Origin of the sequence: Pyrococcus woesei (assembly GCF_050496105.1) — an archaeon.
GTDB lineage: Archaea > Methanobacteriota_B > Thermococci > Thermococcales > Thermococcaceae > Pyrococcus > Pyrococcus furiosus.
Genome location: NZ_CP179867.1, coordinates 700,518 through 719,831 on the forward strand (window position 1 = coordinate 700,518; position 19,314 = coordinate 719,831).

The following is a 19,314-nucleotide window of genomic DNA, read 5'->3' on the forward strand; positions in this document are numbered from 1 at the left end:
GCAATGAGATGGGTAGACCTCAAAGAATCCCTCTCAGACTTTTGGTTTGAATTCAGAAGAGAGAAAACTGGAATTGCTGGACTAGCTCTACTTATCTTTTGGATAGTGGTTGCTGTCTCTGCTCCATACGTCACGGAACCTAACATACCAGATAAGTGGAAGACCATATGGATCGAAAATCCCAAAGTTGTACCACCTACTTGGTCTTCAATATTTAGTGGTGTTAGTGAAGCCCCTCACGAAGTAATTTATCCTGAAGAACTTCAGAAATACGTGCAATCTACGACTAGAGGGCTAATTATTGATATACCATACAACATGAAGTATGATGTGCCACCCCAGGATATAGTGCTAATGAATATTTCGGGAAAGGCCGATGGAAGATTGAGACCTTCCTTAACATTAAAAATAGTTAGACCAGATGGCAAAGAGATAACTTTGCTGTCTGGAGTAAAGATAAAAGGGACAACAACTATTCAGGTTGCGAGAGATAGCGGCGTGAGAAAGACTGTTATCAACTGGGTCAAAGGTGAAACTGGCATACAGCTTGATCCCTCAAAAGAACTTCAATTGGTGACTTCAATAGACACAATGAGAGTGCTTTTTGCTCAAATTTCACCTGACATGTTAGAATATCCAAAGGCCCTCCAGGGAGAATACCACATAGTCTTCGAAATTAAGACTCCCGGGAATACCTCTGTGGATCTCTCAAATGCAAAATTAATTCTACCGGGAAGAACATACGGATATCTTGGAACAGATGATAAAGGTAGAGACCTTTTCGCAGGAATAGTATGGGGTTCTAGAGTGTCTCTAACCATTGGTGTTGCAACAGCAGTGCTTACAGTTCTGGTTGGTATATTCTACGGTGTAGCTGCAGCATACTTTGGAGGATGGACCGATGAAATCATGATGAGATTCCAGGAGTTCATGGCGTCAATACCAACACTACCAATCCTAATCCTCCTGGGTACTTACTTTGGAGGACACATTCAGCTCTGGCAAATTGTATTACTGCTGACGGTTTTTGGATGGGTTGGAGTTGCGAGAGTTGCGAGAAGTATGGCCTACCAGATTAAGGAGCAAACCTATGTTGAGGCTGCAATAGCTTTAGGTGCTGGAAGTGGAAGAATAATCTTCAAGCACATGATGCCACAGCTCTTGCCATACGCATTTGCTCAGATGGCACTTAGCGTTCCAGGTGCAGTTCTAGCTGAAGCTTCACTTAGCTTCCTAGGTCTTGGTGATCCAACCCAGGTGACATGGGGACAGATACTTCACGATGCCCAGAACGCGAATGCAGCGGTCAACGGTTACTGGTGGTGGGTCATTCCACCAGGACTTGCAATAGCACTAGTTGCATTCACATTCGTACTGTTAGGTACTGCATTGGATAGGATATTGAACCCAAGACTCAGGAGATTGTGAGGTGGTTTACATGGCTAAGAAGATACTTGAGGTTAAGAATCTTAAGATGTATTACTTCACTTCGAGAGGTCCAGTTAAGGCAGTTGACGATGTCACCTTTGACTTAGAAAAGGGAGAAGTCCTTGGCCTAGCTGGAGAGAGCGGATGTGGAAAGTCATCTATTGGATTTACACTAATGGGAATGCCTCAACCCCCAGGAAGAATAGTGGGGGGAAGCATAAAGATTGATGGCAGGGAAATAGTTGGTTTGCCAGAAGATGTCTTGAGAAAGGAAATAAGGTGGCAGAAGATTTCAATGATATTCCAGGGTGCAATGAACGCCCTTAACCCAGTATATACCGTTGGTTACCAAATGATTGAACCTCTAATATACCACAAGGGAATGGAGAGGGAGGAAGCTCTTGACAGGGCAATGAAGTACCTTGAAATGGTTGGTCTCGACCCAGAGGTAGTTTACAGGTATCCACACGAACTTTCAGGTGGAATGAAGCAGAGAGTAGTCATAGCAATGGCCCTCCTCCTAGAACCAGATATAGTAATTGCCGACGAGCCTACAACAGCCTTAGACGTAGTAGTCCAAGCTCAGATCATAAACCTGATGAAGAGGCTAAAGAAGAAGCTGGGACTTTCAATGATATTCATTACCCACGATTTGAGCATTCTTGCAGAGATTAGCGATAGGGTGGCGATAATGTACGCTGGAAAGATAGTGGAGATTGGGCCGAGCGAGAAGATCTACTATGAGCCAGCACACCCATACACTCAAAAACTCCTGGCCGCAATTCCAAGGTTACATGAGGACGTGGAAAAGCTTGAATTTATCCCAGGGAGCCCACCAAACTTGATTAACCCACCCAGCGGCTGTAGGTTCCACCCGAGATGTCCATACGTCATGGATAGGTGTAAGCAGGAAGAGCCTAAGCTAATTGAGGTGGACAAAGACCACTATGCAGCATGCTGGTTGTTGTGAGGTGGTAGAAATGGCCGAGCCAATCCTAAAGGTTGAAAACCTCAAGAAGTACTTCCCCGTAAGAAGAGGGCTCCTAGGAGCACTTAGAGGGGAGCCTCAAAGGTTCGTAAGAGCTGTTGATGGAGTGAGCTTTGAAGTTTACAAGCAGCAGGTTTTCGCTTTAGTTGGAGAGAGTGGGTGTGGAAAAACAACAACAGGAAAGTTGGTGATGAAGCTTCTAGAGCCAACTGATGGTAAGATTTATCTTGAGGGGCAGGATGTTACCGAACTTAGGACAAAGGAGGAGATCAAGGCTTACAGAAGAAGAGTTCAGATGATATTCCAGGATCCATTCAGCTCTATGAATCCTAGGTTTAGGATATATGACATCCTTGAGGAGCCCCTCTTGATCCATGGAATTGGTGAGACTAGGGCCGAGAGGGAAGAGCTAATTTACAAGGCTCTAGAGATGGTTAAGATAACTCCACCTGAAGACTATGTAAATAGATTCCCACACATGCTCTCTGGTGGCCAAAGGCAGAGAGTTGCAATTGCTAGAGCATTGATCCTAAATCCAACATTTATAGTTGCAGATGAGCCAGTCTCAATGCTTGACGTTTCGATCAGAGCGGAGATCCTAGAATTAATGAAAGAACTTAAGGAGAAGATGGGTGTTACATACCTTTACATTACCCACGACCTCTCTACAGCAAGATACTTTGCTGACTGGATTGCAGTGATGTACCTGGGAAGAATAGTTGAGATGGGACCGGCTAAGGAAGTAATTGACAATCCACTTCATCCATACACAAGAGCATTACTGGCGGCTGTTCCAGAACCAATTCCAGAGAGAAAAGATGTAATTAAAGAAATCCCAATTAAAGGTGAGGTACCAAGCGCTGTAAATGTTCCACCAGGCTGTAGGTTCCACCCGAGATGTGTGTACTTCAAGGAAGGACTGTGTGACAAGAAGGAGCCTCAGTTAGTTGAGTATTCCCACAACCACTGGGTTGAGTGCCACTTGGCAGGAAAAATCTGAAGGGGCAAAAAATGGGGCTAAAGAAAGGTATAACTTATCCCCCTCTCTTTGTTGGTCTTTTACTTCTTTTGACTTCCCTTATTTTGGCGTATTTTTCAATGTATTCTACATTTACTAAGGAGAAATTTGAAGGAACACTTGAACCGGGGGAATCTTTACTTGGTCAGGCATCTTCAATAGTTCAGATAGTAGATGGAAACCTTACCCTCTTTTCAGAAGATGCGAAAGTAACCGTATCTTGGGGGCGTAAATACGAGTCGCTTGAGCTGAAAAACAATAGTGTTACGTTAACAAATATCACTGATTTCCCCAGGGTTATTACTGATTCCCAGGTTACTTATACACTTGAAATATCTGGTTACTCCTGTCCTTACTCTTGGATATCTCTTATTGCCTTTGTCACAATGATAACTGGAAGCATGCTTTCACTCTTAGGCTTTGCAAGTTATCTCCAGGGTGAGATAGAAAAAGTCAAAAAGGAGAAAAAGAAAGACACCACTGGTGGTGACGATGTATAAGGAACCTTTTGGAGTGAAGGTAGACTTTGAGACTGGAATAATTGAGGGGGCAAAGAAATCTGTAAGAAGGCTAAGCGACATGGAGGGGTACTTTGTTGATGAAAGGGCATGGAAAGAGCTTGTGGAGAAGGAGGATCCTGTAGTTTATGAGGTTTATGCAGTGGAGCAGGAAGAGAAAGAGGGAGACTTAAACTTTGCAACTACAGTTTTATACCCAGGAAAAGTAGGGAAGGAATTCTTCTTTACCAAGGGTCATTTCCACGCAAAGCTGGACAGGGCTGAGGTTTATGTGGCCTTAAAAGGCAAGGGGGGAATGCTTCTTCAAACTCCCGAGGGAGATGCTAAGTGGATATCAATGGAACCTGGAACAGTAGTTTATGTTCCCCCCTATTGGGCTCATAGGACGGTAAATATTGGTGATGAACCATTCATATTCTTGGCAATTTATCCAGCTGATGCCGGACATGACTATGGAACGATAGCTGAGAAGGGGTTCAGCAAGATTGTCATCGAGGAGAATGGAGAAGTTAAGGTTGTTGATAATCCCAGGTGGAAAAAGTAGTTAACATAAAAATGTTAAAATAATGTTTTTAAACCTCTGCTTTTTTACATTTTCTTGGTAATGAAAGATGAGATGGAGGGTTAGGGTTCTTGTTAGATTGAAGGAAGGACTCAACGATCCAGAGGGAAGAGTCATCGGAAATGCCCTCAGGAATCTCGGCTACAGGGTTGAGGAGTTAAGAGTACCGAAGTGCTTCGAGTTCATTCTTGAGAGTGACAATCCAGAAAAAGACGTTGAGGAGATGTGTAGGAGGTTGTTAGCCAACCCTTTAATTCACACTTGGGAATACACCATTGAAGAATGGTGAGAATTATGGTAAAATTTGCCGTAGTGGTGTTTCCTGGGACTAATTGCGATTTTGAAACTGTCGAGGCAATAAAAAGAGCTGGTGGGAAAGCTGAGAGAGTTTGGTATAAAGATAGCATAAAAGATTATGATGGAGTTGTTATTCCGGGAGGATTTAGTTACGCTGATTATTTGAGAGCTGGAGCAATAGCTGCTAGGCAAAGGATAATGGAGGAAATAAGAGAGCTCGCCGAAGAAGGGAGACCTATACTCGGAATATGCAATGGTTTTCAGATTCTAACTGAGGCAGGCCTTCTTCCTGGGGCTCTTAGACCAAATAAAATACCAAGGTTTTTATGCAAGTGGGTCCACTTGAAAGTTGTTGATGTTAGGACTCCTTTTACGTACCTTTACGAGGAAGGAGAAGTAGTGAGGATGCCAATAGCACATGCAGAGGGCAATTACTACATCGATGATCCCTCAAAAGTTAGGATAGTGTTTCAGTACAGTGATGAGAAGGGAAGTATTACAGAGGAAGCTAATCCCAACGGTTCTGTGTTGAATATAGCCGGAGTTGCAAATATGGAGGGAAATATTCTTGGAATGATGCCACATCCAGAAAGAGCTAGTCACTACTTCCTGGGAAGTGAAGATGGGTTAAAAGTGTTTAAGGGCATGGTTGAGTGGGTTAGGAGTTGATATTTTTCTCGCCCTGAAGGAGGCTTTTAGATTTTAACATTTTTAAGTCAAAACAAATCTTAAAAATTTAAAATTTTTACATTTTTCTGACAATAAGGAGGTGTCAAGATGTTTCCCCATGAGGAAAAGTTAATTCGTGAGAAGCTTGGAAGAGAGCCTAACGATCTCGAAAAAGCCATGCTCGAGGTCATGTGGAGTGAGCATGTCTCCTATAAGTCGAGCAGAAAATGGTTGAAGCTGTTACCCACAAAAAATGAGCACGTCATTTTGGGCCCGGGAGAAGATGCTGGAATAATTAAATTTGACGATAAAACTTGGATCGTAATTGGAATAGAGAGTCACAATCACCCTTCCGCAGTTGAACCTTACGGTGGTGCTGCTACTGGGGTTGGTGGAATAGTTAGGGATATTTTATGTATGGGGGCCAGGCCAATAGCTCTTCTTGACCCGATAAGGTTTGGCCCCTTGGAGAAGGAGAAGAACAGATATCTCTTTGAATACGTGGTTAAGGGAATAGCTGATTATGGAAATAGAATAGGTGTCCCCACTGTGGGGGGAGAAACTGAATTTGATGAAAGCTTAGATAACTACACTTTAGTTAACGTTGCTTGTATTGGAATAATGAGACCCGAGCATCTCGTTCATAGCTATGTAACTGAGCCTGGTTTAAAGCTGGTTATAGTTGGGAATAGGACTGGTAGAGATGGTATTCACGGGGTCACATTTGCTAGCGAAGAGTTGGGTGAAAATGCTGAAGAGGAGGATAGGTCAGCCGTTCAGATTCCAGATCCATTCACTGAGAAACTCTTAATTGAAGCAACGCTTGAAGCCGTTTACACTGGAAAGGTCAAAGCTCTTAAGGACTTAGGTGGGGGAGGATTGACCTGTGCCGCTTCAGAAATGGTTGGCAAGAGAGGCTTTGGTGCAATAATATATGCTGACAAAGTGCCCCTTAGAGAACCCGGGATGACTCCTCTTGAGGTAATGATTTCTGAAAGCCAGGAGAGAATGCTCTTCGCCATTAAACCTGAGGACGTTGAAGAGTTGGGGAAGATATTTGAGAAGTATGAGCTAGAATGGAGTGTTGTCGGGGAGGTTATAGAGGAGCCTAAGTTTATAGTTTATTGGAAGGGGAGAAAAGTTGCAGAGCTCCCAATAGAGCTTCTAACAAATGTACCGACTATTGAATGGCCGATGAAAGAATATAGAATCGAAGAAGACGTTGAAACTCCTCAAATCTCCCTAGAAGAAGCCTTCGAAAAAGTTTGGAGAAGTCCCAATGTAATATCAAAGAGATGGGTTTGGGAGCAGTATGATCATGAAGTTCAAGGTAGAACTGTTATAAAGCCGGGGTTTGACTCGGCAGTTTTGAAGATAAACGAAGAGTACGGTCTAGCAATTACAGCTGATGGAAATCCGACTCACTGCTATCTAAATCCCTATCACGGTGCAATGGGAGTTGTAGTTGAGGTAGTTAGGAATCTTGTTAGTGTAGGTGCAAAACCTTTAGCCCTTGTAGACAATCTAAATTTCGCTTCTCCAGAGAGACCTGAAGTTTATTGGAGCTTCGTCGAGACGATAAAAGGTCTAGCAGACGCAGCTAAAGCTTTTGGATTGGCATATGTTAGTGGGAATGTCAGCTTTTACAACGAGGTCGTAAATAAACCTGTAAAGCCAACCCCTGTAGTTGCGGGTGTTGGAAAGGTAAAGCTTGAAAAGATTCCGAGGGGGCCTAGAGAGGGAGATTTGATTGGTTTAATAGGGGAGACCAGAAAGGAATTAGGAGGCTCAGAGCTATACAGAGTTTTGGGGGTATCTAAAGGAATTGCTCCTAGGGTGGACTTGGAGGTTGAGAAGAGAAATGCAGAAAGTGTTCTTAAATTGATTGAAGAGGGTTTAGTGAGCTTTGTTCATGATGTTTCACGTGGTGGGGTAGCAGTTGCTTTGGCAGAGCTTTCTACATGGTTTAATGTAGGAATAAAATCCGAGATAACAACATCTCTCCTTCCACTGGACTTTGCCTTCAGCGAGAGCCATGGAAGGTATATAGTGACTTTTCCAGAAGAGAACCTTGAGGCTGTGAAGAAAATAGCTCCAATAACCCTCCTGGGAAGAATTGGAGGAGAGAAGTTTGAATTGAAGATAAATGGTGAAAAAGTTAGTAAGACAGTAAAGTGGCTGTCCGATGTGCACTGGAATGAGCTGTATAGGATTATGGATTGAGTCTCTCGTGCCATCTAAGAATCAAGAACAGAAAAATGAAGAATATTACAATGTAGTAGCTCAGTTCATAGGGGAGATATCCGAGGATTCCCAGGGTGTAGACTATCGTAAGGATTAGCACAATAACTAGGAGCAATCTGTACAGCTTTTTCTTTTCCATATTTCACATCTCCAAGATCTTCTTTAGTGCTATTGGTATCTTCTCTGCTACATCGGATGCTACAAAACTCTCCCCCTTCTCCTGGGCAACTAAGTCTCCAGCGAAACCTACGAGGAATGCTCCTGCAGCTGCACTCCTTAATAAAGAGTTCTTCAAGGCTAAGAATGCTCCGACAGTTCCCGCTAATACATCTCCTGTGCCTCCTGTTGTCATTCCCCTGTTCCCTGTTTTGTTATAGAGCCACACTTCTCCATCGCTGATTATGTCATACTTTCCCTTCAGAAGAACTACTCCCCCAATTTCTCTTGCTTTTTCAATTACAATCTTGGCCTTCTCTCTGAGCCCTCCTTCTGGTTTAACCCCAAAGAGTGTCTTAAATTCCCCTGCATGCGGAGTCAAGACAAATTCCTTTCCTTTCAGAATATCCAAGTTTTCACTTACTATCTTTAGTCCATCTGCATCTATTACCAATGGTTTTGAGACTCTCTTAACAAATTCTTTTACAAAGTCCTTTGTTTCCTCCTTAATCCCTAATCCTGGGCCAAGGACAACTGCATCTACTCTTTCTGAAAGCTCGAGAGCTTTATCTATGCTCTCCAAACTCAAGTTTTCTCCTTTCACTTCCCTAACAATTAAGTTGGGATCGCTTATCTTTTTGGCAACTCTTTCGGGGGTTAGGAGATATACTAAGTCAACGAGATAACTTGCTGATTTTGCAGCTAAGTAGGGAGCGCCGTAGTAGTTCTCGCTTCCCCCTATTATGAGGAGCTTTCCATTTTGTCCCTTATGCTCTCCCCTTCTCTGAAATGCGAATTTTACGTGAGCTGGTCCAGCCAAGTGGTAGAGTTCTCTTGGATATCCGATCTTCACCACTATCCTTTCAAAGCCTGAGTATTCTTCTTTATCCCATTGGAAAGTTACGGCAAAGTCAGCTTTTACCCTTAAATTGCTTGGATACCCTGAGGGTAGGTCTATACTAACTATCTTTGCTTTTCCAGCATACTCGTTGATTTTTTCTATGGCTGACTTTATGGGTTCCTTCGGCTCGCCCCTAGTTCCAGCCCCCAGGAGGGCATCAATTATCACGTCAAATTCTTCAAGATTTAGCTCCTTTATTTGGCTGGAGTCTTTTAGAATCTCGATTTTTATAAAATCAAGATTCTTTAGTATGTTCCAATTTAGTTTTGCCTCTTCGCTTCTGATTTTACTTTCATCACCTATTAGGAATACTGTAACATCGTTCTCAAAGCTCAAATGCCTTGCAGCAACAAACCCATCTCCCCCGTTGTTTCCAGTTCCACAGAAAACAGCTATCCTTAAGTTCTTTCCAAACTTTTCCTCTATTGTTTTTGCTACACCAGCCCCAGCGTTTTCCATGAGCTGATAGGGAGTAATTCCGAGCCACTTAGCATTTATATCCCAAATGTAAACATCCTCTATCTTCATATCACACACCAAAAATAAAATAGAAGTTAGGGTTTAGAAGTCTTAGCCCAACAGTTCTAACGCATACTTAAGTATTCCTCCATGCCTTATGTATTCCACCTCTATTGGTGTCTCCACTCTAGCAATTGTCTCAAACTCTATAACTTCTCCATTCGGCTTCCTCGCTATAACCTTGATTGTTTTTCCTGGGTACAAGTCTTTCAGCCCAATTATATCGTATACCTCCTCCCCAGTTAGCCTCTTCCTAACCTCTGGATCTTTGAATTGAAGTGGCACAATTCCCATTCCAACTAAATTGCTTCTGTGTATTCTTTCGAAACTCTCTGCAATTACGGCCTTAACGCCTAAAAGAGCTGGTCCTTTGGCGGCCCAATCTCGACTGCTTCCCACCCCATACTGCTTTCCAGCTATTATTATGAGGGGGATGCCTCTCTCTTTATATCTCATGGCAGCTTCATATACACTCATTTCTTCTCCTGTGGGCCAATAGATCATCTTAAATCTGGCAAATGTGCCCCTCATCATGACTTCATGGTTTCCTCTTCTGGCTCCATATGTGTGAAGCTCTTCTGGTTTCACCCCTAGGGAGAGGAGATACCTGCCAGCAGGACTCTCTGGGTCTATTTTTCCTGCAGGACTTATGTCATCTGTGCTAATTCTATCTCCCAGGACTATTAAGGCTCTTGCTCCTTTAATATCATCAGTTATGGGGGTTAAATCAAAGAAGGGTGGTTTTCTAACATATGTGGATTTTTCATCCCACTTAAACAGTGGGCTCTCTTCGGTCTCTATGTCTTTCCATATAGAGTCCTCGAATAAGCTTGAATAGGCCTCTTTGTAGAGTTCTTCTCCTATAACTTCTTCAAGCTTTTTGACTTCTTCTTTGGTTGGGAGAATGTCCGTAAGATATACAGGCTTGCCATTGGGGTCATAGGCTAAGGGCTCGCTTGGATCAATTGTTATTTTACCCGCTATGGCAAATACAACGACCAAAGGTGGGCTAGCGAGATAGGTGTAGTCGATTTTTGAGTTTACTCTCCTCCTAAAGTTTCTGTTCCCACTGATTACCGCAGCTACTTTTATTCCTTTATCTATAACTTCCTCTACTTCCCTTTTTAGTGGACCACTGTTCCCTATACAGCTTGCACATGCATATCCATTGACATGAAATCCGAGGGCTTCGAGGTAGCTTAGCAACCCAAGCTTTTCCAAGTACTTAACAACTACTCTACTTCCTGGGGTAAATGTGGTCTTAACCCATGGTTTGGTTCTCAGCCCGAGTTCAACGGCTTTTTTGGCAACTAATGCCGCAGCTAAGATGTTATAGGGGTTTGAGGTGTTTGTACAACTTGCAATTGCAGCCAACCCAATTATTCCGTCTTCAATCTCTACTTCTCCACCATTTATTCTAATTTTTGTTTTTTTCTCAACTTTAAATGAGTTTTTAAGATCTTTGAGTCTTATCCTGTCTTCTGGATGAAATGGGCCTGCCACAGAAGGCTCGACCTTTGAGAGGTCAATCTTAACAGTTTTGTCAAATTCGGGAGTTTCTTCTCTATAGAGCATGTTGAGTTTTGCATACTTCTCAACAAGCTTTGCTTTGCTCTCCCCTCTAGTCAATCTTATGAATTTTATTGTTTCTTCGTCAATTGGGAAGTATCCCACTGTGGCTCCATTTTCTGGTGTCATATTAGCTATAACAGTTCTGTCGAATGCTGATAATGCCTCGACATTTCCAGTATACTCAAGGAATTTCCCAACCACTCCCACTTTTCTAAGCTTTTCAGTTATCGTGAGAACGATATCCGTAGGTGTTATCTCAGGACTTGGTTCTCCTTCAAGAACGACTCCAACGACCTCTGGGACTTTCATAAAATACGGTAACCCTAAGAGAGCGGCCTCGGCCTCTATCCCTCCAACACCCCATCCCAGAACTCCAATTCCATTAACCATTGGTGTGTGACTGTCCGTTCCTAGGACTGTGTCTGGATATGCAATTCCCTCTTCTAAAAACACTATTCTAGCGAGGTGTTCAACATTTATCTGGTGGATAATTCCCTTTCCAGGAGGGATGATCTTTAGATTTTCAAAAGCTTTAGATGCCCACTTTAGAAGGGAATATCTCTCCCTATTTGCTTTTAGTTCCTCCTTCATGTTTTCATAGAGGGAGTACTTGGTTCCGTGATAGAGGACTATTAGGGAGTGATCCACAACAAGTTCTACAGGAATTTTTGGGTTTACTCTACTTGGATCTTTCCCCTTTTCTTTGATGTAATCTCTCATTGCGGCCAGATCAACTATTGCTGGCACTCCTGTATAGTCCTGCATTATTATGCGGGCGGGGTAGAAGGGAATATCCCCCTTTCTCTCAAAGATGTTTTCTATATGTTCATAACTTACCACTCCATTGTTGAGATGTCTGAGAATATTTTCAGCAAGAATTCTGAGAGAATAGGGAAGGGAATGAACATCAAACCCTTCCTTTTCCAACTTATTTAAGCTGTAAAATTTTATTCCATCCTTCTCTTCTAAATACATCTACTTATTCCCCCTCAATTTCTTTTATGACTTCCTGAATGAATTCTTCCGTTGAAAGAGCTTTTTCTCCTCTCGCTAGGTCGGGAGTTACTTTACCCTTCTCTATCGTTTTCCTTAGAGAAGCTCTAATTAACTCAGCCGCTTCTACCCAGCCGAGATATTCGAGAAGAAGTGCTGCACTTAAAATGGCCGCTGAGGGGTTTGCTATTCCTTTTCCAGCGATGTCTGGGGCCGTGCCGTGGACTGGTTCTGCTATTGCTATGTAATCTCCAACATTTATCCCAGCTGCCATTCCAACTCCTCCAACTAAGGCCGCAGCAGCATCACTGAGGTAATCTCCGTTTAAGTTTGGAGTCACTATAATGTCATACTCCCAGGGTCTGAGAATTATCTGTTGGAGCATATTATCTGCTATCTTGTCATCAACTAGAATTTTGCCTTCTTCTGGTTTGCCTATGCTTACGTATTCGGAAAACTCCTTTTCAGCAACTTCAAATGCCCAGTTTCTGAATGCTCCTTCTGTAAACTTCATTACATTTCCTTTATGCATTATTGTAACTCTCTTTCTTCCCTTTTCTATGGCCCATTTTATTGCTTTTCTCACTATTCTTTGAGTTGCAAACTTGGAAATTGGTTTTAGTGTAATTCCAGAGTCCTCTCTTATCTCTATTCCAAATTCATTTTTTAGGAACTCCCTGAGTTTTTGAGCCTCTCTACTATAAGCCTCCCATTCTATTCCAGCATAAACATCTTCCGTGTTCTCCCTAAATATTATTAAGTCCACTTTGTCGGCATATGGATAGACAGTTGGGACTCCATAGTATTTGATTGGTCTTATGTTTGCATAAAGATCGAACATCTTCCTTAATGCCACGTTTATACTCCTATGTCCCGTCCCTATTGGTGTCTCCATGGGTCCTTTGAGTGCGACCTTTACCTCCGCGATCCCTTTTACCGTTTCTTCAGGAAGAAGTTTTCCAACTTTCTGGAGGGCTTCTTTTCCAGCAAGTAACTTCCACCAAACAATTCTTCTCTTTCCTTTGTATGCAGTTTCGACGGCCTTGTCAACTACTTTAATCGCTGCTGGGATAACTTCTCTCCCAATTCCATCACCTTCTATATAGGCAACTATGGGCTCATTAGGGATCTTTAGAGAGCCGTTGACAACTTCAATAACTTTTCCTTCTTGTGGAAGTCTAATGCTCATTTTATCTACCTCCTTAATTCTATGGGTAGGTACTTCTTTCCTATTTCTCCTACATACTGCAACCTGGGTCTAATAATTCTATTGTGAGAAACATACTCAGCTAAATGAGCAGTCCATCCCGCAATTCTACCCATTGCAAATATTGTTGTGTAAAGCTCTATTGGAATCTTCATTCCATAGAAAACTAATCCTGACCAGTAGTCAACATTTATACTAATTCCTTTTTTGCTTAGGTATTCTTCTACTAACCTCTCTAATCTTTCAGCTATCTCGAAGAGCTTTTTATCTCCTAATTTGGAGGCATATTTTTTAAATATTCTAGCCCTTGGATCATAGGTTTTATACACCCTATGACCAGCACCCATTATTTTTCTCTTCTGCTGAAGAGCCTTAAAGAACCATTCTTCTACTTTCTCGGGAGATCCTATTTCCATAAACTGTTTTATGGCCTCCTCTACTGCACCTCCATGGATTGGGCCCTTTAAAGCTCCTATTCCCGCGAGGATGGCTGAATAGTAGTCGCTAAGAGTAGAGCCAACGGTCATTACTGCTAAAGTCGATGCGTTAATTTCATGTTCAGCATATAGAATTAGGGCCACATCCATGGCTTTCTCCCATTCTTTGGGGGGTTCTTCACCGTGGAGCATGTATAGGAAATTTGCTGCATGACTAAGTTTTTCTTTTGGAGGAACATATTCGAGACCATTCTTAATTCTATACCAATTAGCTACTATTGTTGGTATCTTTGCAGTTACACTAATTCCTATCCTGTAAACTTCTTCAGGGGTTACTGGAATGTCTCCACTATCGTCAATGTTTCCTAGATATGAGATTATGGTTCTTAAAGCGCCCATTGGGTGAGTATTTTTAGGTAGTGCTTCCATTATTTCTATAACTTCTTTTGGAAGGCCTCTACTTTTTGCTAGCTCTTTTTTGAAATTCTCTAGTTCACTTAGGGATGGTAATTTTCCCCACCAGAGGAGATACACCACTTCCTCAAACGTGCTTAACTCTGCTAGCTCTTCTACACTGTATCCTCTGTAGTATAGCTTTCCCTCTTTTCCATCGATATAGCATATATTTGTTTGATCTATGTAGACATCTTCTAGACCTTTAGCAAGGTATTTTTCCGTATTCATCACCTCTGAAAATGTTTCGTAGAGATATTATTTATAATGATATTGCAAAAATATCGGGACAATGTTCAACATTTGTGGACATATGTAAAACAAAATTTTGAATATGTGATAACTATTATGAGAAAACGATGAACAAATTTATTATTCGTTTTGATCTAAGTATATAGAAAATTTTTTGAAATTATGATGATTTTTTCTAAAAATTTTCGATATAGATGAACATATATTTGCTCAATGTATATGTATGAATAAAAGTGTAATTTTCCTAAAATATTTCAACATTATATAGAAAAACATAAAAGCACGTATGTATGCATTAGTGAGTTGGGACAAGGTAAGGGGGAGGGGATTTCTAGATGCTCAAATATAGAGATGAAAAGGACATCTCCGCCTGTGGAATATTTGGAATTATGGATAGGAAAGGGAGAAGGTTTAATGGCAAGTTGGTTATAGAGGCCATGTCTCAGATGAAAGTTAGGGGAAATGGGTTGGGAGCTGGTTTTGCTGTTTATGGATTGTATAAAAAGTTCAAGGAGTATTATGCTTTTCATGTAATGATTTATGACAAAGATGGGAGAGAGAAATTGGAAAAATTTCTCTCTACGAACTTTGATATTGTATACGTTGATGAAATTCCTGTAAATGATAAGGCAAAAGTAATTGATCCTCCTAAATTTATGAGATATTTTGTAGCTCCTAGAAAGAAGGGAACTGAAAAAGTCCTCAACGATGATGATTTTGTTGTCAAAAAGGTTATGTACATAAACAGGGCGATTCCTGGGGTTTATGTAATATCATCAGGGAAAAACATGGGAGTTTTTAAGGGAGTTGGATTTCCCGAAGATATAGCCGATTATTTCATGATCGAAGAATATAAGGGATATATTTGGACAGCTCATACTCGTTTTCCCACTAATACTCCCGGATGGTGGGGTGGGGCTCACCCATTTAGCATATTGGATTGGAGTGTAGTTCACAATGGAGAAATTAGCTCTTATGGAACTAACAAGAGATATTTAGAAATGTATGGTTATTACAGCACTTTGCAAACTGATACGGAGGTCATAACTTATATCTTTGATCTCCTAGTTAGGAGGCAAGGCCTTCCTATTGAAGTTGTTTCTAAAATCTTAGCTCCTCCAATGTGGGAAGAAATCGATAGAATGCCAGAGAAAGAGAAAAAATTCTACAAGGCACTTAGAATGGTATATTCTCCTATACTTCTCAATGGCCCCTGGGCGATAATAGTAGCGAGGCACGGGGAAATGATAGGACTTACCGACAGGATTAGACTTAGGCCTCTTACTGTGGCTGAGAAAAAGAGCTTTTTGATAATCTCTTCAGAAGAAGCCCCGATAAGGTATCTGTTTAGAGATGTTGACAGGATTTACACTCCCTATGGAGGTGAACTAGTAGTAGGTAAGCTAGAGGAAGACATTAAAAAATTTGTGGGGGAGAGCCAATGAGAACCCATGTTCTCCCAGAATTTCTGGTTGAAAGAGATGACAAGAGGTGTATAAAGTGTGGTGCGTGTATATACCAATGCCCCTTTGGAGTTTACAAATGGAATGCTGATAAAAGTGATATTACAATTGACTATACAAAGTGTGTTGGTTGTCAAAGATGCGTTGTGTTCTGTCCCACAGATGCTTTAATTGTGAGACCTTATCCGGGCTCTTATAAACCCAATGCGTATTGGAATAGAGAGGTTATATCTGATATAAAGAGACAGGCTGAGGGAGGAGGAGTTTTATTAACTGGGACAGGTAATGATAAACCTTACAAAGTCTATTTTGACCACATACTTCTTAATGCTTCTCAAGTTACCAATCCTCCTATAGATCCGCTAAGAGAACCTATTGAACTCAGAACGTTTATTGGGGGCAAGCCAGAAAAATTAGAAGTGGATTTAGAAAATATCGAGATAAAAACAGAAATTCCTCCTAACATAGAAATAGAGGTTCCAATTATGTTTGCAGGCATGAGCTACGGTGCTTTAAGCTACAACGCTTTTCTTGCAATAGCTATGGCTGCTAAGGAATTTGGAACTATGTTTAGTACAGGAGAAGGTGGTTTGCCCAGGGAGCTTAGGAGGAAATATGGTGATCATGCAATAGTTCAAGTTGCAAGTGGAAGGTTTGGGGTTGATCCTGATTACCTAAATTCGGCTGCAGCAATTGAGATAAAAATTGGCCAGGGAGCAAAGCCAGGAATAGGTGGTCATCTTCCTGGGGAAAAAGTTACAGAAGGAATAGCTAGAACACGTATGATACCTCCTGGGACTGATGCAATATCTCCAGCTCCCCATCATGATATATACTCAATTGAAGACTTAGCTACGTTGATACACGCAATAAAAGAAGCAACAAATTATGAAAAGCCGGTATTTGTTAAAGTTGCTGCAGTTCACAATATAGCAGCAATAGCAAGTGGAATAGCAAGGGCTGGAGCTGATGCGATAGTTATAGATGGATTTAGAGGAGGCACTGGGGCGGCACCAAAGAGAATTAGAGACAACGTTGGGATACCAATTGAGCTGGCCTTAGCTTCCGTGGATAGGAGATTGAGAGAGGAAGGAATTAGGAATAGGGTATCGTTAATAGTTTCTGGGGGAATTAGAAACGCTGCCGACGTTGTCAAAGCTATAGCACTTGGAGCGGATGCAGTGTACATTGGAACTGCAGCTTTGATTGCAATCGGATGTACAATGTGTCAGAAGTGCTATACGGGGAAATGTCCTTGGGGAATAACAACTCAAGATCCTATTCTTTCGAGAAGATTGGATCCAAATGAGGCCTCAAAGAGACTAATTAATCTTTTGAAGGCCTGGAGTTTGGAAATAAAAGAAATGCTTGGGGCTATGGGCATAAATGCCATAGAAAGTTTGAGAGGAAATAGGGAACATCTAAGAGGAATTGGGTTGGAGAAATGGGAGCTTGAAGTATTAGGAATTAAGGGGGCGGGAGAATGAGCACGGCCGAAGTTTTGAACCCTTATATATTTGGAGTTAGACCTATAGAGGTTCTTAAAAGACAGGTAAAGGTTGAAGGAGAAAGAGCAACTATTGATGCAAAAGGATTGAACCATAAAGAAATTAACGACTTGATAAGAGAGTGTGCAATTAGTGGGATTAAGGAGATAGTATTAAAAAACGTTTATGGACAGAGGTTCATTGGGACTAGAGTAAGCTTAAATGAATTTAGGCTAAGAATACTCATACATGGGTTCCCTGGGAATGATTTGGGAGCATTTTTAGCTAAACATGAAATAATAGTGTATGGTAATGCCCAGGATGGCGTTGGGAATACAATGGATAGTGGAAGAATAATAATTCATGGGAGGGCTGGAGACGTTTTGGGATTGGGCATGAGAGGAGGAGAAATATTTGTCAGGGATGAAGTTGGGTACAGGGCTGCGATACACATGAAAGGATATGAAGACAAGATTCCAACAATTGTCATTGGAAAAACAGCTCAGGATTTCTTGGGAGAATATATGGCTGGTGGAAGAGTAATAGTGTTAGGGTTGGGAGTAGAGAAGCATAGAATGAGGTACATTGGGACAGGAATGCATGGAGGGAAAATATACATAAGGGGAAAGGTTGAAAAACATCAGCTAGCAAAGGAAGTTACTTTTGGAGAAATAACTGATGAGGACTTAGAAATATTGGAAAAATACGTTACTGAATTCTGTAACATCTTTGGTTGTGAACAAGATGAAATACTTGGAGATAGCTTTACCCTCATCGTTCCGAAAAGCAAGAGGCCCTATGGAAATTTGTATTCTGGAGATTAGTTTCATTTGCAACTAATTTTTAATTCTTGAAACATTAATTACAAAACAATTAAAAGACTGTTCTTAATGGATCCACTTGGTGATAAATGTGAGAATAGTGTTGGCTTATTCAGGTGGATTGGATACTTCGGTGATACTAAAACTAATGCAGGAAAAGCTGGGAGCTGAAGTAATAACTGTTACTGTTGATGTTGGGCAGAAGGATGACTTCGAAAAAATAGAAGAGAAGGCCTACAAGTTTGGTGCCGTGAAGCACTACTACATAGATGCCAAGGAGGAATTCGCCGAGAACTATGTTTGTAAAGCTATAAAAGCAAATGCTCTTTACGAAAATGCGTATCCTCTTTCAACGGCCCTAGCTAGGCCTCTTATAGTAGAAAAGTTAGTTGAGGTTGCAAAGAAGGAGGGGGCTGGAATAATAGCTCATGGTTGTACAGGAAAGGGAAATGATCAGGTGCGCTTTAACCTAGGAATTAAGGCCTTGATGCCTGAGGCTGAAATTCTCCAGCCAGTAGCTGAGTGGAACCTTACAAGGGATTGGGAAATGGAGTATGCAAAGAAGCATGGAATTCCTGTAAGTGACAAGATATATAGCATAGATGAAAACATCTGGGGAAGGAGCATTGAAGGTGGGGTACTTGAAGATCCATCAATAGAACCTCCAGAAGAGGTCTTTGAATGGACAGTATCTATAGAAAAAGCTCCAGACAAACCAGAATATGTGACTATTGGCTTTGAAAATGGAGTTCCAGTTTCACTTAATGGGGAAAAAATGAAGCTTCTCGAGCTAATTCTAAAGCTCAACGAAATCGCTGGTAAGCATGGGGTTGGAAGGATTGACCATATTGAGGATAGGAGTGTTGGGATTAAGAGCAGGGAGGTTTATGAAGCCCCTGCGGCTGTTACTCTAATAAAGGCTCATCAGGACTTAGAAAAGTTAACTTTAACAAAGTGGGTTATAGAATTCAAGAGTATAGTGGACTCTAAGTGGTCTTGGCTTGTATATAATGGCCTATGGTATGAACCACTTAGGTTAGCCTTAGAAGGGTTCATAGATGAAGCTGAAAAGGCTGTCAACGGCGAAGTTACAGTCAAGCTGTGGAAAGGAAATGCAATTGTCGTTGGAAGGAAATCGGACAATGCCCTCTACGATGTAAAGATGGCAACTTATGAAAAGTTCAGCACATTTGATCAGAAGCTTGCAAAGGGATTCATAGAGCTCTTTGGAATGCAGAGTGTTCTAGCTTATAATATGCTTCATGGAGTCCACTCCACCTCAAATATTTCGGAAATTAAAGAGGCAATAAAGACTTTGGAGTGACATGG

Annotated in this window: 17 protein-coding genes; 12 read left to right on the top strand and 5 right to left on the bottom strand. The window is 41.5% G+C overall.

The genetic code is table 11. The features are described from left to right. Positions 1 to 3 precede the first annotated feature (3 nt). The 8 genes from ACMFNG_RS03935 to purL all read left to right on the top strand — a co-directional run bounded on the left by ACMFNG_RS03935 (position 4) and on the right by purL (position 7,703). Positions 4 to 1,428 carry an ABC transporter permease gene (locus ACMFNG_RS03935; protein WP_011011305.1) on the top strand — a complete coding sequence of 475 codons (1,425 nt, stop codon included), beginning with the start codon at positions 4 to 6 and terminating at the stop codon, positions 1,426 to 1,428. Between the two features lie 10 nt (positions 1,429 to 1,438). Then, positions 1,439 to 2,398 (top strand): ABC transporter ATP-binding protein, encoded by a 960-nt coding sequence (locus ACMFNG_RS03940; protein WP_011011306.1) that lies wholly within the window; start codon positions 1,439 to 1,441, stop codon positions 2,396 to 2,398. Positions 2,399 to 2,408: 10 nt separating this feature from the next. Continuing rightward, entirely contained in the window at positions 2,409 to 3,416 is a 1,008-nt protein-coding gene (locus ACMFNG_RS03945) for an ABC transporter ATP-binding protein (protein ID WP_011011307.1), read from the top strand. Positions 3,417 to 3,427: 11 nt separating this feature from the next. Then, positions 3,428 to 3,934 (top strand): hypothetical protein, encoded by a 507-nt coding sequence (locus ACMFNG_RS03950; protein WP_014835080.1) that lies wholly within the window; start codon positions 3,428 to 3,430, stop codon positions 3,932 to 3,934. After that, positions 3,927 to 4,496: a glucose-6-phosphate isomerase gene (gene pgiA / locus ACMFNG_RS03955; RefSeq protein WP_011011309.1), complete on the top strand. Its 570-nt coding sequence runs from the start codon at positions 3,927 to 3,929 to the stop codon at positions 4,494 to 4,496. The genes ACMFNG_RS03950 and pgiA overlap by 8 nt, the downstream gene beginning before the upstream one ends. Before the next feature lie 67 nt (positions 4,497 to 4,563). Beyond that, the gene (gene purS, locus ACMFNG_RS03960) at positions 4,564 to 4,803 is read left to right on the top strand and encodes a phosphoribosylformylglycinamidine synthase subunit PurS (RefSeq protein ID WP_011011310.1); all 240 of its coding nucleotides are present in this window, start codon (positions 4,564 to 4,566) and stop codon (positions 4,801 to 4,803) included. Between the two features lie 5 nt (positions 4,804 to 4,808). Continuing rightward, positions 4,809 to 5,480, top strand: coding sequence for a phosphoribosylformylglycinamidine synthase I (gene purQ, locus ACMFNG_RS03965; RefSeq protein ID WP_014835081.1), 672 nt, complete (start codon positions 4,809 to 4,811; stop codon positions 5,478 to 5,480). A 108-nt stretch (positions 5,481 to 5,588) separates the two neighbouring features. After that, a complete protein-coding gene (gene purL, locus ACMFNG_RS03970; protein ID WP_011011312.1) occupies positions 5,589 to 7,703 on the top strand; it encodes a phosphoribosylformylglycinamidine synthase subunit PurL in 2,115 nt (704 codons plus the stop codon). Here purL and ACMFNG_RS03975 read toward each other — a convergent pair. The 5 genes from ACMFNG_RS03975 to gltA are packed head-to-tail and all read right to left on the bottom strand — an operon-like array spanning position 7,693 to position 14,193. Further along, positions 7,693 to 7,863: a hypothetical protein gene (locus tag ACMFNG_RS03975; RefSeq protein WP_014835082.1), complete on the bottom strand. Its 171-nt coding sequence runs from the start codon at positions 7,861 to 7,863 to the stop codon at positions 7,693 to 7,695. The genes purL and ACMFNG_RS03975 overlap by 11 nt on opposite strands. 3 nt (positions 7,864 to 7,866) lie before the next feature. After that, positions 7,867 to 9,309 carry a bifunctional ADP-dependent NAD(P)H-hydrate dehydratase/NAD(P)H-hydrate epimerase gene (locus tag ACMFNG_RS03980; RefSeq protein WP_011011313.1) on the bottom strand — a complete coding sequence of 481 codons (1,443 nt, stop codon included), beginning with the start codon at positions 9,307 to 9,309 and terminating at the stop codon, positions 7,867 to 7,869. A gap of 42 nt (positions 9,310 to 9,351) precedes the next feature. Next, on the bottom strand, positions 9,352 to 11,847 hold the full coding sequence (gene acnA, locus ACMFNG_RS03985) for an aconitate hydratase AcnA (RefSeq protein ID WP_011011314.1): 2,496 nt from the start codon (positions 11,845 to 11,847) through the stop codon (positions 9,352 to 9,354). A gap of 4 nt (positions 11,848 to 11,851) precedes the next feature. After that, positions 11,852 to 13,054: an NADP-dependent isocitrate dehydrogenase gene (locus ACMFNG_RS03990; RefSeq protein ID WP_011011315.1), complete on the bottom strand. Its 1,203-nt coding sequence runs from the start codon at positions 13,052 to 13,054 to the stop codon at positions 11,852 to 11,854. A gap of 5 nt (positions 13,055 to 13,059) precedes the next feature. Further along, positions 13,060 to 14,193: a citrate synthase gene (gltA, locus tag ACMFNG_RS03995; protein WP_011011316.1), complete on the bottom strand. Its 1,134-nt coding sequence runs from the start codon at positions 14,191 to 14,193 to the stop codon at positions 13,060 to 13,062. Between the two features lie 356 nt (positions 14,194 to 14,549). Between gltA and ACMFNG_RS04000 the strand changes: the two genes are divergently transcribed. From ACMFNG_RS04000 to ACMFNG_RS04015, 4 genes are all read left to right on the top strand, one after another. Beyond that, positions 14,550 to 15,659, top strand: coding sequence for a class II glutamine amidotransferase (locus ACMFNG_RS04000; protein WP_011011317.1), 1,110 nt, complete (start codon positions 14,550 to 14,552; stop codon positions 15,657 to 15,659). Then, positions 15,656 to 17,164, top strand: a complete 1,509-nt coding sequence (locus tag ACMFNG_RS04005) for a glutamate synthase-related protein (RefSeq protein WP_011011318.1) — start codon at positions 15,656 to 15,658, stop codon at positions 17,162 to 17,164. The genes ACMFNG_RS04000 and ACMFNG_RS04005 overlap by 4 nt, the downstream gene beginning before the upstream one ends. Continuing rightward, entirely contained in the window at positions 17,161 to 17,988 is an 828-nt protein-coding gene (locus ACMFNG_RS04010) for a hypothetical protein (RefSeq protein ID WP_011011319.1), read from the top strand. Before ACMFNG_RS04005 ends, ACMFNG_RS04010 begins: the two co-directional genes overlap by 4 nt. A gap of 88 nt (positions 17,989 to 18,076) precedes the next feature. Then, entirely contained in the window at positions 18,077 to 19,309 is a 1,233-nt protein-coding gene (locus tag ACMFNG_RS04015; protein WP_011011320.1) for an argininosuccinate synthase, read from the top strand. Positions 19,310 to 19,314: the final 5 nt, after the last annotated feature.

Excerpts from the sequence above, each read along its gene's own strand:
- ACMFNG_RS03935 (WP_011011305.1), top strand. The coding sequence starts at position 4 with ATGAGATGGGTAGACCTCAAAGAATCCCTCTCAGACTTTTGGTTTGAA.
- ACMFNG_RS03940 (WP_011011306.1), top strand. The coding sequence starts at position 1,439 with ATGGCTAAGAAGATACTTGAGGTTAAGAATCTTAAGATGTATTACTTC.
- ACMFNG_RS03945 (WP_011011307.1), top strand. The coding sequence starts at position 2,409 with ATGGCCGAGCCAATCCTAAAGGTTGAAAACCTCAAGAAGTACTTCCCC.
- ACMFNG_RS03950 (WP_014835080.1), top strand. The coding sequence starts at position 3,428 with ATGGGGCTAAAGAAAGGTATAACTTATCCCCCTCTCTTTGTTGGTCTT.
- pgiA (WP_011011309.1), top strand. The coding sequence starts at position 3,927 with ATGTATAAGGAACCTTTTGGAGTGAAGGTAGACTTTGAGACTGGAATA.
- purS (WP_011011310.1), top strand. The coding sequence starts at position 4,564 with ATGAGATGGAGGGTTAGGGTTCTTGTTAGATTGAAGGAAGGACTCAAC.
- purQ (WP_014835081.1), top strand. The coding sequence starts at position 4,809 with ATGGTAAAATTTGCCGTAGTGGTGTTTCCTGGGACTAATTGCGATTTT.
- purL (WP_011011312.1), top strand. The coding sequence starts at position 5,589 with ATGTTTCCCCATGAGGAAAAGTTAATTCGTGAGAAGCTTGGAAGAGAG.
- ACMFNG_RS03975 (WP_014835082.1), bottom strand. The coding sequence starts at position 7,863 with ATGGAAAAGAAAAAGCTGTACAGATTGCTCCTAGTTATTGTGCTAATC.
- ACMFNG_RS03980 (WP_011011313.1), bottom strand. The coding sequence starts at position 9,309 with ATGAAGATAGAGGATGTTTACATTTGGGATATAAATGCTAAGTGGCTC.
- acnA (WP_011011314.1), bottom strand. The coding sequence starts at position 11,847 with ATGTATTTAGAAGAGAAGGATGGAATAAAATTTTACAGCTTAAATAAG.
- ACMFNG_RS03990 (WP_011011315.1), bottom strand. The coding sequence starts at position 13,054 with ATGAGCATTAGACTTCCACAAGAAGGAAAAGTTATTGAAGTTGTCAAC.
- gltA (WP_011011316.1), bottom strand. The coding sequence starts at position 14,193 with ATGAATACGGAAAAATACCTTGCTAAAGGTCTAGAAGATGTCTACATA.
- ACMFNG_RS04000 (WP_011011317.1), top strand. The coding sequence starts at position 14,550 with ATGCTCAAATATAGAGATGAAAAGGACATCTCCGCCTGTGGAATATTT.
- ACMFNG_RS04005 (WP_011011318.1), top strand. The coding sequence starts at position 15,656 with ATGAGAACCCATGTTCTCCCAGAATTTCTGGTTGAAAGAGATGACAAG.
- ACMFNG_RS04010 (WP_011011319.1), top strand. The coding sequence starts at position 17,161 with ATGAGCACGGCCGAAGTTTTGAACCCTTATATATTTGGAGTTAGACCT.